The organism is Mesotoga sp. UBA5847 (assembly GCF_002432735.1).
GTDB lineage: Bacteria > Thermotogota > Thermotogae > Petrotogales > Kosmotogaceae > Mesotoga.
Map to the genome: position 1 here is coordinate 1 of NZ_DJGL01000027.1, position 12,517 is coordinate 12,517.

14 protein-coding genes and 1 pseudogene are annotated in these 12,517 nt (G+C 46.3%); 8 read left to right on the forward strand and 7 right to left on the reverse strand.

The window, feature by feature from the left end:
- Window positions 1–133 precede the first annotated feature (133 nt).
- The 3 genes from pncA to B3K91_RS03005 are packed head-to-tail and all read right to left on the reverse strand — an operon-like array spanning window position 134 to window position 2,671.
- Complete coding sequence (gene pncA / locus B3K91_RS02995) at window positions 134–742, reverse strand: bifunctional nicotinamidase/pyrazinamidase (RefSeq protein WP_292593513.1); 609 nt, start codon at window positions 740–742, stop codon at window positions 134–136.
- Between the two features lie 5 nt (window positions 743–747).
- Window positions 748–1,776 (reverse strand): glycoside hydrolase family 10 protein, encoded by a 1,029-nt coding sequence (locus tag B3K91_RS03000; RefSeq protein WP_214061503.1) that lies wholly within the window; start codon window positions 1,774–1,776, stop codon window positions 748–750.
- A gap of 43 nt (window positions 1,777–1,819) precedes the next feature.
- Window positions 1,820–2,671 (reverse strand): DUF4438 domain-containing protein, encoded by an 852-nt coding sequence (locus tag B3K91_RS03005; RefSeq protein WP_099830855.1) that lies wholly within the window; start codon window positions 2,669–2,671, stop codon window positions 1,820–1,822.
- A gap of 107 nt (window positions 2,672–2,778) precedes the next feature.
- On the opposite strand from B3K91_RS03005, the gene ylqF reads away from it, so the two are divergent.
- Window positions 2,779–3,615, forward strand: coding sequence for a ribosome biogenesis GTPase YlqF (gene ylqF / locus B3K91_RS03010; RefSeq protein WP_214061504.1), 837 nt, complete (start codon window positions 2,779–2,781; stop codon window positions 3,613–3,615).
- On the opposite strand, the gene B3K91_RS03015 is transcribed toward ylqF, so the two are convergent.
- Window positions 3,585–4,820, reverse strand: coding sequence for a radical SAM protein (locus tag B3K91_RS03015; RefSeq protein WP_214061505.1), 1,236 nt, complete (start codon window positions 4,818–4,820; stop codon window positions 3,585–3,587). The genes ylqF and B3K91_RS03015 overlap by 31 nt on opposite strands.
- Before the next feature lie 93 nt (window positions 4,821–4,913).
- Here B3K91_RS03015 and B3K91_RS03020 point away from each other — a divergent pair, with 93 nt between their 5' ends.
- On the forward strand, window positions 4,914–6,260 hold the full coding sequence (locus B3K91_RS03020; RefSeq protein ID WP_214061506.1) for an FAD-dependent oxidoreductase: 1,347 nt from the start codon (window positions 4,914–4,916) through the stop codon (window positions 6,258–6,260).
- A gap of 59 nt (window positions 6,261–6,319) precedes the next feature.
- On the opposite strand, the gene gpmA is transcribed toward B3K91_RS03020, so the two are convergent.
- The 3 genes from gpmA to B3K91_RS03035 all read right to left on the reverse strand — a co-directional run bounded on the left by gpmA (window position 6,320) and on the right by B3K91_RS03035 (window position 8,401).
- On the reverse strand, window positions 6,320–7,066 hold the full coding sequence (gpmA, locus tag B3K91_RS03025; protein ID WP_099829553.1) for a 2,3-diphosphoglycerate-dependent phosphoglycerate mutase: 747 nt from the start codon (window positions 7,064–7,066) through the stop codon (window positions 6,320–6,322).
- Window positions 7,067–7,154: 88 nt separating this feature from the next.
- Entirely contained in the window at window positions 7,155–7,976 is an 822-nt protein-coding gene (locus tag B3K91_RS03030; RefSeq protein WP_214061507.1) for an aminoglycoside N(3)-acetyltransferase, read from the reverse strand.
- A gap of 35 nt (window positions 7,977–8,011) precedes the next feature.
- Entirely contained in the window at window positions 8,012–8,401 is a 390-nt protein-coding gene (locus tag B3K91_RS03035; protein WP_292590237.1) for a hypothetical protein, read from the reverse strand.
- Between the two features lie 279 nt (window positions 8,402–8,680).
- Here B3K91_RS03035 and B3K91_RS03040 point away from each other — a divergent pair, with 279 nt between their 5' ends.
- From B3K91_RS03040 to aroF, 6 genes and pseudogenes are all read left to right on the forward strand, one after another.
- Window positions 8,681–9,307, forward strand: coding sequence for an NAD(P)-dependent oxidoreductase (locus tag B3K91_RS03040; protein WP_103134528.1), 627 nt, complete (start codon window positions 8,681–8,683; stop codon window positions 9,305–9,307).
- Between the two features lie 45 nt (window positions 9,308–9,352).
- Window positions 9,353–9,466, forward strand: a complete 114-nt coding sequence (locus B3K91_RS13665; protein WP_180977934.1) for a TMEM175 family protein — start codon at window positions 9,353–9,355, stop codon at window positions 9,464–9,466.
- A gap of 5 nt (window positions 9,467–9,471) precedes the next feature.
- Window positions 9,472–9,864, forward strand: a pseudogene (locus B3K91_RS03045) (TMEM175 family protein); the annotation flags it as partial.
- A 124-nt stretch (window positions 9,865–9,988) separates the two neighbouring features.
- Entirely contained in the window at window positions 9,989–10,336 is a 348-nt protein-coding gene (locus tag B3K91_RS03050) for a DUF4345 family protein (protein WP_243392279.1), read from the forward strand.
- 86 nt (window positions 10,337–10,422) lie between these two features.
- On the forward strand, window positions 10,423–11,139 hold the full coding sequence (locus B3K91_RS03055) for an N-acetyltransferase (protein WP_103134529.1): 717 nt from the start codon (window positions 10,423–10,425) through the stop codon (window positions 11,137–11,139).
- Window positions 11,140–11,494: 355 nt separating this feature from the next.
- Window positions 11,495–12,511, forward strand: coding sequence for a 3-deoxy-7-phosphoheptulonate synthase (gene aroF, locus B3K91_RS03060; protein ID WP_102819067.1), 1,017 nt, complete (start codon window positions 11,495–11,497; stop codon window positions 12,509–12,511).
- The last annotated feature ends 6 nt before the right edge of the window (window positions 12,512–12,517 follow it).

Genomic DNA, 12,517 nt, shown 5'->3' on the forward strand with positions numbered 1-12,517 from the left:
ACAGGAGCGCTTCAGGATGACAGAATAGGTTCGTTCTGATCCGAGGGCGTAATTTTCTTCTTGAGGACTGGTCAAGCTCTTGTTCTTTGCTCCTGACCAACCCCCAACCTCCGACCCCCAACGACAGGCCAAATCATCTCTCAATCAGTTCTACTCCCGCTCTTCTGAATTCCTCTATAGTTCTCTGAACATCGCCTATGTTTGCTTCTACACCTTTTGTTCCATTTATTATTACGTTTATCTTGAAGCCGGCCAGGAGAGCATCGTGAACGGTGTATTTGAGGCAGTAGTCCAGAGCTAGTCCGCAGATATCAAGCTCTTCAATTCCGAGTGCTCTTAGTAGCCCATCTGTTCCCAGTTCCGTTCCGTCGTTTTCTCTGAAGATCGAGTAGCTGTCAACATGGGGATGGGTTCCCTTTCTGATTATGTAGTCAAACCGGTTGGTCTCAATGTTGGTGTGAAATGCCGCCCCGTGGGTTCCCTGCTGGCAGTGGACGGGCCACAAGACGGGGCCAATTCCTTTTTTATTATCGAATGGTGTAAAGGGCTCTTTCCCATGGTTGACCGCAAAGCTCATATGATTGGAGGGGTGCCAGTCCTGCCCCGCAACTATCGCCTCATACACAGAGTCTCTCATAGCTCTGTTTATCGCTTCGTTTATCTGGCTTGCGCCGCTCACTGGCAGTGAACCTGTTTCGTAAAAGTCGTTCTGAACATCAACAACTATTAATGCCTTGCGCATCTTCATCACCTCACTTCTTCCTGGAGTGCCTGAAGTCTTCCGCATAGTTCATCGTCGACTGAACTCAGTGCAAACAGAGTTACTTCGTCCGGTTCGAGTTCCCTTACTTGCTTTATGAGTTCTATAAACTCATCCCATCTGGAGGCATAGTTGAATGCACCCAGTCCGATTCTGATATTGTTCAGGGAGCCGTGAAGACTGCGGATGTTTTTCACCCTTGAGATTACTTCCTCTGGCTCTTTGCCATATGCCATGACAACTGCCGCATCAATAAGGCCGTTTTCCAGCCACTCAAGCCAGGGTTGAAGACGCTCATGTACGGCTCTCTCCGAATAATCATCATAGACTGCGCAGGATAGCTTTTTGCCCTTGCTTCGAACTGTTTCGGAGATCATCGAGACCTGTCTTGTCACCGCGTCGATTCTGAAGCGATCGAAGCTATCCGTGCCATTCGACAAGCCTTCTTCGTTCAGCCAATCTCTATACTCGGCCAATGCAATCGGGTTGAATCCAAAACTCCTGAAGGGGTACCTTATGAAATCAAGATGAACCTCTTCTATATCGTAATTTGAGATTTCCGAAGCAATCTCCTCTGTGAACTCTCTCACGCCTGCTACACCAGGATCGACGTAAGGGCCGAAGACTTCTTCGAGGTTGCTGGACGAATAGTCGAGCATTGAAGTGCCGTTTTCGTCAACGGTAATCCATTCAGGATGTCTGTTCACTATGTGTACTGCCGATAAAGGTCTTCGCCTTTCGAAACCCCAAACCAGGTTGACATTCATCCAGGCCGAAATGTGAAAAGTCTTTCCCGAAGCTTCGGCAATAGCCTTCCTAAGAGCATCGAACGGCTGCACCAATTCCTCTGCAGGCGGAAGCAATGCTGAAGAGTAATAAGAGTCACCTCGACCAACAACCTGAATGTAAGCTCTACCTGCGTTTATCCGATCGAGCCGATCGATCATTCTGCTCAGTGATTCGGGGGAAATAAGCTCTTTGCTTGTCACCCATACTCCCGGTTCAAGTCTGTTCATCTTTCTCCTCCTGCCGGCTAATCAGCAAGTTTCCGCCTGAACCCTAGATGAAGTCAATCACATTGGATTTGTCGCTTATTTCGGGGATTATTATGCCCTTGCCGTCCGCCATTACTACCGTTACACCGGGGCCGTGACCGGTAATTATACAGTCTCCGTGCACAACTACTCCGATAGTAACGGAGCCCTCCATATAACCTCCAAGTCCGAAAGAATCGTTGTGATTTTCGAGGGCTACGAAATCGCCTATTCTAAGCCTGTCGAGACCGACTTTCTTTATGAGTGCCCTGTCATTTGTGATGATGTCGTAGTCGCCACCGGAAGGATCTCCCGATCCTGAGCCGGAACCCATGAGATAACCGGGTACTATTGCCCTTACTGGGAAGTAGATCTTCCCATCTCCTTCTCCAACTGGTATCCTGTCTAAAAGCTCAGGATCGATATTGTATACCCTGATTGAGGGATAATCTTCAAGCACTAATCCCTGACCGAATCCGACAACCTGTATCTTGTCTCCGATCGCCATCCTCTTCTTTATGTCTTCTTTGAAGTGAATCAAGACATGATTTATGCCGCCATGCTTGCCTATGACTATTCCCTTCTCCCCCTTTGCGTCTCCGCTGATTAAAGTGGCCGAATTTCCGATACAGGAATAACCGACATATGCTGAGTTCTTGTCAGCTTCGGAGTTCTTTGTCGAGACATCCGGCTCAACATGGTCGCCAACCATCTTGAAAGCACTGTCTCCAAGAGCAAAATTATAGGTAATGCCTCCCGTACCCGGGAAAAGTCTTGGAGTCCCATCGACTTCAAGTCTGAAAGGGCTTCTCCTTAGTGGATGTGCAACTTCGCCAGAGACAGAGATCTTCACTACAAAAGCTTTGTTTGTCTTCAATGTCTTCTCCTCCATTTGGTGTTCTTGTTAGCATATAGTACATATACATTATATCAACTGAAGAACGTCGGTCGAAGCGTGATATAATCCACGCTGGAGGTAATCATATGTATTATCCGGGCCATATCCAGAAAGCGAAAAGACAGATCCAGAATTACATGAAGTCCGTAGACGGAGTTGTCGAGCTGCTTGATGCTAGGATTCCTCTCACGAGCAGGGCCTATGAAGCAGAACGGTTGTTTCAGAACAAACAGCGTATTGTCGTTCTGAACAAGTCTGACCTGGCCGATACTGAGATCACTTCCATGTGGAAAGAGCATTTCAGAGCACAGGGAAGCGGAGTTGTAGAGGCTTCACTAAGATCAACAGACGCGAGGAATTTCATAATCAGAGAAATCGTACCTCTATTAAAAAGCAGGTTCTACGAGAAGAGGTTCATGGTCGTCGGAATGCCAAACGTTGGAAAGTCTACCTTTATCAACAGACTCAAAGGCAAGAAATCACTGGCTGTAGGAAATAGACCGGGGATAACGCGTGGAGTACAATGGATAAATGTCTCTAAAAGCATTTCCGTTCTCGACACGCCGGGAATTCTATACTCTGAACTTCGCTCTCGGCAAGTAACGACGAAACTCCTAGCGGTAGGTTCCCTACCGTACGAGAAGTTTGATCCGCTTGATGCTTTCGAAATGGTGCTTTCCTTAATTGTCGAAAGATACGGGGAGGTTCCCCTTGAGGATTACCTTGGTGAGAAATTCGCCAATGGAGAAGAGTTTGTCGAGAAGTTCTGCAGAAGAAGAAACTATCTTGCCAAACAGGGAGCGCTCGACACAACCAGAGGAGCCCACACTTTTCTCAGAGAGGTCGCGGCCGGGAAGGCAGGAAGGTTTTCCTTCGAAGATCCCAAAAGCTTTTACAGTACTGATTCGCCCGAAACAGAGTGATCTCTCGCTCTGCTTCTCAAATCGGCCCATATTTGATCAATAAAACTGTAGGTCAGCCACTCTTCGATGATGTGGAGTTCCCTTGTGCCCAATCTGGTTGGTTTGATGATGTCACTCTCTCTTTTGAGATACCCTCTTGTTATTGTCGAGTAAAGGAGAAATCTCATCCTCAATGGAAGTCTTCCAAAGTGTTCTTCAACACTGCCGAGATCGAGGTGGCCACCGTAAAGCGCCCAGAAAGAGTAATAGAGAATCGCCGAAAACTTATTCATTTTGATCGTCTTACTGACCGGAAGCTTCCCGGAATCGACAAAGGAGAAGTATTCATCGAGAGAAAAGGTATTAGTTCGAAAATCCTTTCCGTTGAAGGAAGAGGCGCTCGTGCCAATTCCCATAAAGAACTCACGTGAAACAGAGCTGTACTTTCTCTTTTCTCCCCTCTTTTTGAAGGTCCAGAGAGAATCTCTAACATAACCATTTGTGAGAGCGACGTTTTCCAGCTCTTCCAGTATCTCGAGTTCCTTCTCAGGATCGTTCTTAGTGTTTTTGTAGGCCGTGTCTGCAAAACGCATCATTGGATAAACTGATACCTGTTCCGGGCCGTAAGAAATAGCCGTCTCAAGATCCTCAACGATTCTTCCCCGGTCAAGTTGGTAATCGAAGATCAAGTCTACGTCTACAAAATCAAAGCCCGCCGAAGTAGTCTCGGCTATCGAATTATGCGAAACGCTGGAATCCTGTCTCCTTCGCCCCATAGAGTTCAAAGTGAAATCGTCGAAGGATTGTATCCCCAGACTGACGAAGTTAACACCAGTCTCTCTTATTTCTTCAAGCCTCTTGATGGAAACATCTGCCGGGTGGATTTCAAGAGCGATTTCGCCATTCGCCATTTCCCTGAAATGAGAGACGACTCCCCTTAGAAGGTTCAGGTCATAGGAAGGTGTTCCGCCTCCTATGTATATGGAACTGAATTGTGCGATTTTTTGGAGATCGGATTCGCGCTTCAAAGTCGTTAGGTATTTGTTTGTCAGTTTAGAGTCGTATTTGATTTTGTTGTAGGGGCAAAAGCTGCAAAACTCCGGGCAAAATGGTATGTGTATATACAGCCCTGGGGATGAATTAAAGCTCAGTGGGCCAGCACCATCCGCGTCCTCTATTATAAACAGCCTTTTGCCAAGTTCCATAACTCTTTCGGTAAGACTCATTTTTTGCCCTCCCGCCGCTCCATTCTAGTACGTAAAGTGTGGTAATATAATATATGTTTTGAGCATATATCTTATTCTATTTGGAGGTGTTACATGAAAAAGGACATAGTGATAGTGGGAGGAGGTCCCGCCGGTATAGTCACGGCGACAACGGCAAAGAAGACATATCCTGACAAGAGTGTAGTGGTAATTAGAAAGGAAAGGGAAGGAGTCGTCCCATGTGGAATTCCATACATATTCCATACTCTTCCGACTGTAGAGGCCAATACCATGCCGATAAAAGGTGCGCAGGATCTGGGAATCGATTTCATTTTTGATGAAGTCGTGGAAATCAGTACTGATTCCAAGAAGGTCAATCTCTCCGGTGGGGAGTCTATCGAATATGAGAAATTGGTTATTGCCACGGGTTCGCAGCCCATATTACCTCCAATAAAGGGCAATGAGCTTTCAGGTGTATTTACTATAGCCAAGGATAAAGAGTATCTGAAGACTGTATATGCTGCTGCAAAATCGGCGAAGCAAGTCGTAGTCGTTGGTGGAGGTTTCATAGGAGTGGAAGTTTCGGACGAGATCCTCTCCGATGGCAAGGAAGTCTACCTTGTCGAGGCCGTTGACCAGATACTCATGGCAGCCTTTGACAGGGAATTTGGAGCCATGGTAAGTGAAAGACTCGAGAAGAAAGGCATGAAGCTACGCACCGGGATGAAGGTCTGTGAGATAAAAGGAGAAGACAAGGTATCCGGAGTTCTACTTGACAACGGCGAAGAGATCGAAGCAGATATGGTGATACTTGCAATAGGTTACAGACCGAACGTGAAGCTTCTGGAAAATATCCGCGTTCACAGGGGTATAACCGGTGGAATATGGGCCGATGAATACATGAGAACCAGTGTTGACGATGTCTTTGCCGCCGGTGACTGCGTCGAACACAAGTGCTTCTTCACCAGAAAACCAAGTAGATTAATGCTGGCATCTACCGCGGCTTTTGAAGCGAGAGTTGCAGGTTCAAACCTTTTCAGCCTCAAGATGGTTAGGGAGAATCACGGAAATCTTGGAGTGTTCTCTACTTCAGTGGCCGATTTAACGGTCGCCGCCGCGGGACTCACGGAGTGTACGGCAAAGATGGAGAACTTTGATTACGTGGTTGGCGTTGCAAAGGGAATAGATAGACATCCCGGTTCGCTTCCCGACAAGTCGGAAATTTTCGTCAAGATGATCTTCTCCAAGGAGAGCGGAATTCTTCTTGGCGCGCAGATGGCGGGCGGAAAGAGTGTTGGAGAGATGGTCAATATTATCGGTCTCGGTCTACAGAAAGGAATAACCGTGAACGATTTCCTCACGATGCAGATCGGTTCCCATCCACTGCTTACTGCCGCCCCTACTACCTATCCGTTGACTCTTGCAGCTGAAAACGCTCTAATGAGCTTGAGAAAGGAATAAGAAACACTACAAATAGAAGAAGCTACCCAGAGGGTAGCTTCTTTTTATGTTGAGTGATGTTACTTTGCTTTCCCCTGATTCGCAACTGCCTGCTGTGCCTTTGCGATTTCTTCCGGATCACCCAGATAATAATGCTTTATTGGTTTTAGATCGTCATTAAGTTCGTAAACTAGAGGTATTCCAGTTGGAATGTTCAATCCTACGATCTCGTCGTCGGGAATATTGTCCAGATATTTGACCAGTGCCCGAAGGCTGTTTCCGTGGGCTACAATCAGCACTTTCTTTCCAGACTTTATCTCCGAGGATATCTCATTCTTCCATAGTGGCAGGAATCGCGCCACCGTGTCTTTGAGGCACTCCGTTCTGGGGAGCTCGTCATCCGAGAGAGTCTTGTACTTGGGGTCATGTCCCGGGAATCTTTCATCGCTCTCTTCAAGTGCAGGCGGTCTGATGTCGTAGCTTCTCCTCCAGATCTTCACCTGTTCTTCGCCATGCTTGGCTGCGGTTTCGGCTTTGTTCAAACCCTGAAGGGCGCCGTAGTGCCTCTCGTTAAGTCTCCAGTCTCTAATCACCGGAATCCACATGAGATCCATCTCATCCATTATGTACCATAACGTTCTTATCGCTCTCTTAAGAACGGAAGTGTATGCTAGATCGAAGTCGTATCCTTCGGCTTTCAATATCTCGCCAGCTTTCTTCGCTTCCTCACGGCCCTTTTCGGAAAGGTCAACATCGGTCCAGCCAGTGAAGCGGTTCTCTTTGTTCCAGGTGCTTTCTCCGTGTCTTACAAGTACGAGTTTGGTCATATTACTCCTCCTTCCACATATCTTCTACATTATAAACTATTCCTCAAATTGGGGCAGATCGGTCTTTCTTTCGAAATAGTCTGTAGTCTTACTTTCTGTTCTTTGTCATCCATTCAACTGCGAAATCAACCAGTTCTACTTGAGGGAGAAGAGTTGATTCGGCGTACCCGATCATTCCCTTGTTTACCTTTGAGGGGAAATCTCTCTCGAAGTCGCTTCCTATGATATAAAAGTCGTCTGAATCAAGGTCGAAATCGTTGAACTCTTTCCAGACTCTCCTTCCGTTTTCCATAATCGGGGCTCCATCTTTGCACTTCTTTCTGGAGGGAAAGTCGGCCCGGTATTCTGCCAGATGCAATGAACTGTTGTTCGAATGACCGACACCCATAAGCAGTATGTGAGCATTCAGGTCGTATAGTCTGGCAAGGGGCGATCCTTCACCCATGCCGAACTCCAGTTCGTGGCTATCTACAATGTAAGAGACCTTCTTTCCCCTGGCGGCAAATGAGACCTGAGGATGGTCGCTTCTCACAACACCTTTCATCTTTCTGAAAGTCTCTGAAATGACTCCCATCCCTCTTGTCGGAGTCTCCGCTCTGTTGAAGGGAGGCATTGTTCTTCTGATCGTGTCAAACCAGGTCGCCGGAACAGGAGGATTCGACCAGTTTGAGGGCTCGCTGAGATCTCCCGAATGAGCAGGCATTACTAGTGTTCCTTCCTCATCAAGTACTGCTTCAAGCGCCCTAATCACTGTAATGGCTCCTCCGCATACCCAGCCTAGACTGCTTAGTGAAGAGTGAACTAGCAGTACCATTCCTTTCCTTACTCCGAGATGCTTGAGATCAGAAATCATCCTCTTCGTAGTTAGAGGCCCGTTCTTGCTAAGAGCAATTGCATCAGCTTCACTCATGTTTGACTCCTCAATGATCCTACTTGATAGAAGAATCATTCGGCGATTAACCAGTAGACTTCTACTTCAGCAAGACGTCTGTCTGCAGAGGGATCTTCGAAGACAACTTTGAGAGAGTACTCCCCTTCTTCTTCGAAGGTCATTTCATTTCTTGTCTTTTGCCAGTCTTCTGCAAACCGCTGGATTTCCTCTTCGCCTTTTTCCAGTAAGAGATACACGTTATTGTTCTTCAACACTTTTATGTTCAGTCTCACTCTCAGTTGCTGGCCAGGTTGAATAATGAACTTGGCAAAGGTTTCACCGGAGTCTCTGGCATACAGGGTTGTGCTCTCAAAGCCGGAGGATCCTGCAAGGAACAGTGTGAGAACGACTAGCCCGAGTATCCCGGCAAATGTCAGATAGCGTCCCGCGACAACAAGTCTCAAAGTAAATACCTCCGTAAGAGTTTTTGTAAGTAGATTATAACCGAATCCAGTGCTGGCGTCGATCTTAAGCCAGTAATAGAATAGTTCGAACAAGACAGTAATGCAGAAAACGAGGCCGATTCAGGTAGATGTATAATTGAGATGGGACATTCATCCGACAACTTGTCGATATGGAGTCTGGTTTCATGTGATCTAGTATGAAATCACTATCTTGATTTGGATTTAGGCGTGAGAGACTATATTATTGTGATATAGAACGGTGAAAGGGGGTAAACCGCCTTGAAGATAATTATCTTTGGTGGCACCGGAAGAGTAGGGAGGGTCATACTTGATAGGGCCTTGAACGATAATCACATAGTCACAATATTTGTTGGCAACGTCTCGAAATTGACTGTTAGAAAGGAAAACCTCAGGATTTTCCAGGGCGATGTCTTCAATAGCCAGAGCGTGAGAGATGCAATAAGAGGGCAAGATGCGATTGTCAGCGCTTTAGGCCCGGATAATTCGGGAAGCGTGAACGATACTCTGGCAGTCGCTATGAGAAACATAGTGAATGCCGCCAGGGATACCGAAGTGAGTAAGCTCGTTACGATCGCGAACTCGGGTATTCTTCAGCTATCGCCGAGAGAACTCAGGCTTGATTCCCCCAACTATCCGCAATATCTCAAGAAATCTTCAAGAGAATTCATGGATGCGTTCGAAATTCTCAAGGCTTCGGAGCTTGATTGGGTCGTTGTGTGCCCGCCATTTATGTCCTTTTCAGAAGGCAACCAGAGTTACAGAGTTTCGGCCGACTTCCTTCCAGAAAACGGAGAGAAGATTTCGATTCAGGACGTTGCCGAGTTTGCTTACAAGCAATTGTTCACGTCCGAATACACTCAGAAGAGAGTTGGCATTGCCTACTAACCTCGAAAGAACTCGAAAGGTGAAGTTCCCGATCCTGAAATACGTGTGAATAGACTGGAGGCACTTACGAATGGTGTGTTTGCCATCGCAATGACTGTTCTCGTGCTTTCTCTCGGGGTCCCGGTAAAGGATAAGATTGCAGATCAGGGCGCTCAGTAAGGCACGTATTGAGCAAGAACTACGACTTTCTGAGTTACTTCATCTCCTTTTTCGTGATCGGATCGATCTGGATCTCCACAGTTGGAAGGACAGATATTTTGAAGAAGACTGATTACCGGCATCTTTGGTTGAACTTACTCAGTCTCTTCTTCGTTACAACAGTACCTTTCACTACCGCACTTCTTGGGGATTATGGTGAATTTGAGTTTGCAGAGCTGCTGTTTCATCTGAAAATCCCGATTCTTGAGATTATCGCACTTGTTCAATGGCATTATCTGATGAAAAACACCGGTCTGATTCGCAATGAGGTCCTGGAGAGCCTTGATATGCATTACTACAGAAAGATCTATGTTTCAGCGTATTCATCCCGCTTTTTGGAATCGCGATTTTCATTCTGACACCCATATGGAGCAACCTTGTATATCTCATCATATTTCTCAGGGTGCTCTTTATACTCAGGTAATACTTAATTATGGTTTTGATTGCTAGAATATATCTATAATCTAGGGGGCGATCGAGATATTGTTCACTATCATTCGTTTTGTTGTTGCTGTTCTTACGGCAGTCACCGGTGTATATATAGTGTTGAAACCGGAATCCTACGCCAAGCTGGCCGAGTTTTCGGCCGGTAATGCCAGAGGAAAAACGGAAGTGAAGGCTATCATGGGGGGCACGTTTATAGGGCTTGGGGTTGCTCCGATAGTTCTCTTGGGTGCGCAGATTTCATTCCTTTTTCTGGGGATTGTTTATCTGTTTATCGCCGCAACGCGTATAATGTCCATATTTGTGGATAAGTCTTTGACGTTCACTAATCTGATTACTCTTCTCGTTGAAATAGCATTTGGTCTAATTATGGTACTCCCTATTTGAAAGAAAAGAAACCGACTTAGGTCGGTTTTTTTATACGAGGTACTTCTACCCCTGAGAAGATCATGAAAGAAATGGAGGAAAGGGAATTGAGAGAGGAAGATCTTAAGAAGGCAATAGAGGAAGCATGGGCAAAACGCCTTCAGCTCCCGGTCGATAGATTTGTCTCGAAAGAGCGGTTTCTCATGGCAGATGAGGCCAAGAAAGGGAAGGGCGAGCTCAGTCATCTGAGTTTTGAAAAGCGAACGGTAATTCTTTATGACCCCGAGCTCGAAACAGTTGTAAAATCTGCTCTTGAAGAAGAGGATAGAGAGAAGTTGGCTCTTGCGAAGTTGCTTCACGAGTCTTTTTCTCTTTGGAAAAAGACATCCATCAAGTACCTTAACCCTTCGAATTACGTTCCTTACGACCCACCAATGGATTTCGTTGTCAGAAGACTAAATCAGGGCGACAGGACTGCTTTCTATCGGTTCAGAAACCAGTGTACAAGGGAGGATCTCGCCGAAGGGTTTGTCGAGCTCGACCACGTAGTTGTTTTTGGAGCCTTTTATGAAGAGGAGATCGTGGCGGTCTCAAGCATTATTGAATGGGATAGCATTGCAGATATTGGCATAATAACTATGCCTGATTTCAGAGAGCTTGGCCTGGGAAAGGCAATCGGTTCAAGGGCAAGCGAGTGGGCAATCGTGAATAAGAAACTGATTCAGTACAGACATGACGTATTGAACTACGGATCGCTGAAAGTTTCTCGTGCTCTGGGATTCAGAGAGTATATACTCGAGCAAGAATACACCTATATTGGATGATCACCTTATCGGAAGAGAAATGCATCTGTTTCTTCAAGTCAAGAATGTATCTCTCTGAGATTGTAACTAGTGCGTAAGAATCAATTCAGTTTGTCGAGCGATTTTTGTCTCTTTTGATTTGACATGGTGAGCCACAAAAGTGTAGAATCCTTTCATAAATAGCGGGGAGATGAATTGATGATAGACTTCAGATTTTCCTGGATAAATGCATATTATTATTATAACAACAGAAGCATTTGCTTGTGAGTGATAACTCCGGGTAAGTGCTTCTTGCATTTACTCCGGATGAAAGAAAAGAAAGGGTCTCCAATCCGGAGACCCTTTTCTTTTTCAGACAGGAAGGCGGGGTGGTGAAATGGTAGTCGTTCTTAAGAGAGGTACTGGTGAAGAGGAGATTAAGCAAGTAGAGTCTCTTTCAGAGAGTCTGAATCTGAGCTGTCATGTTTCCATGGGGATGGAGAGAGTAGTGATCGGTGTCATCGGTGACGACCGTTATATGTCAGTTGAACGATTTGAGGCTCTTGAGTGCGTCGAACAAGTTGTTCGAGTTCTCAAGCCGTTTAAGCTTGTTTCCAGGGAGTTTCACAGCGAAGATATCTCTGTAGACATTGGCAATGTCTCGATAGGAGGAGGGAAGTTCGTAGTGATGGCCGGTCCGTGCGCGGTCGAGGATAGGCCTATGATAGAAGAGATCGCCGCCTTCCTTTCTGAAATGGGAGTGAAAGTGATTAGAGGAGGGGCTTTCAAGCCAAGAACCTCTCCATACTCTTTTCAAGGTCTTGGAGAAGTAGGTCTGAGATATTTGAGAGAAGCTGCGGATCGGTATGGCCTCAAGACGGTGACCGAGGTAACTGGCGAAGGGACACTTGAGGCCGTCTATGAAATGAGTGACATACTGCAAATTGGGGCAAGAAATTCACAGAACTTCCAGCTTATTCAGAAGGTTGCCGAAAAGGGAAAGCCTATTCTTCTGAAGAAGGGCTTCATGAATACGGTTGAAGAACTTCTTCTTTCTGCGGAGTATATTGCCTCCAAGGGAAACATGTCGATAATACTTTGTGAAAGGGGAATCAGAACCTTTGAGACGGCCACGAGGAACACGCTTGATATTTCTGCCGTGCCGCTAATCAAACTTCAATCTCCACTTCCGATTATCGTTGATCCAAGCCACGCAGCAGGGAGGAGAGACTTGATAATACCACTTTCAAGAGCTGCTCTGGCGGCCGGAGCTAACGGTATCGAAGTTGAAATTCATCCCAGGCCGGAGATGGCTCTTTCCGACAGCAAGCAAAGCCTAAGCTTTGGCGAATTTGAGAAACTAATGGATAGCCTTGGAGCGCTGGCCGATTCTGCTGAGCTCCTGCTTACATGATTGGCA

Bases quoted from the DNA above. Each gene is read 5' to 3' on its own strand.
- pncA (WP_292593513.1), bottom strand. From the start codon at position 742: ATGCGCAAGGCATTAATAGTTGTTGATGTTCAGAACGACTTTTACGAA.
- B3K91_RS03000 (WP_214061503.1), bottom strand. From the start codon at position 1,776: ATGAACAGACTTGAACCGGGAGTATGGGTGACAAGCAAAGAGCTTATT.
- ylqF (WP_214061504.1), top strand. From the start codon at position 2,779: ATGTATTATCCGGGCCATATCCAGAAAGCGAAAAGACAGATCCAGAAT.
- B3K91_RS03015 (WP_214061505.1), bottom strand. From the start codon at position 4,820: ATGAGTCTTACCGAAAGAGTTATGGAACTTGGCAAAAGGCTGTTTATA.
- B3K91_RS03020 (WP_214061506.1), top strand. From the start codon at position 4,914: ATGAAAAAGGACATAGTGATAGTGGGAGGAGGTCCCGCCGGTATAGTC.
- gpmA (WP_099829553.1), bottom strand. From the start codon at position 7,066: ATGACCAAACTCGTACTTGTAAGACACGGAGAAAGCACCTGGAACAAA.
- B3K91_RS03030 (WP_214061507.1), bottom strand. From the start codon at position 7,976: ATGAGTGAAGCTGATGCAATTGCTCTTAGCAAGAACGGGCCTCTAACT.
- aroF (WP_102819067.1), top strand. From the start codon at position 11,495: ATGGTAGTCGTTCTTAAGAGAGGTACTGGTGAAGAGGAGATTAAGCAA.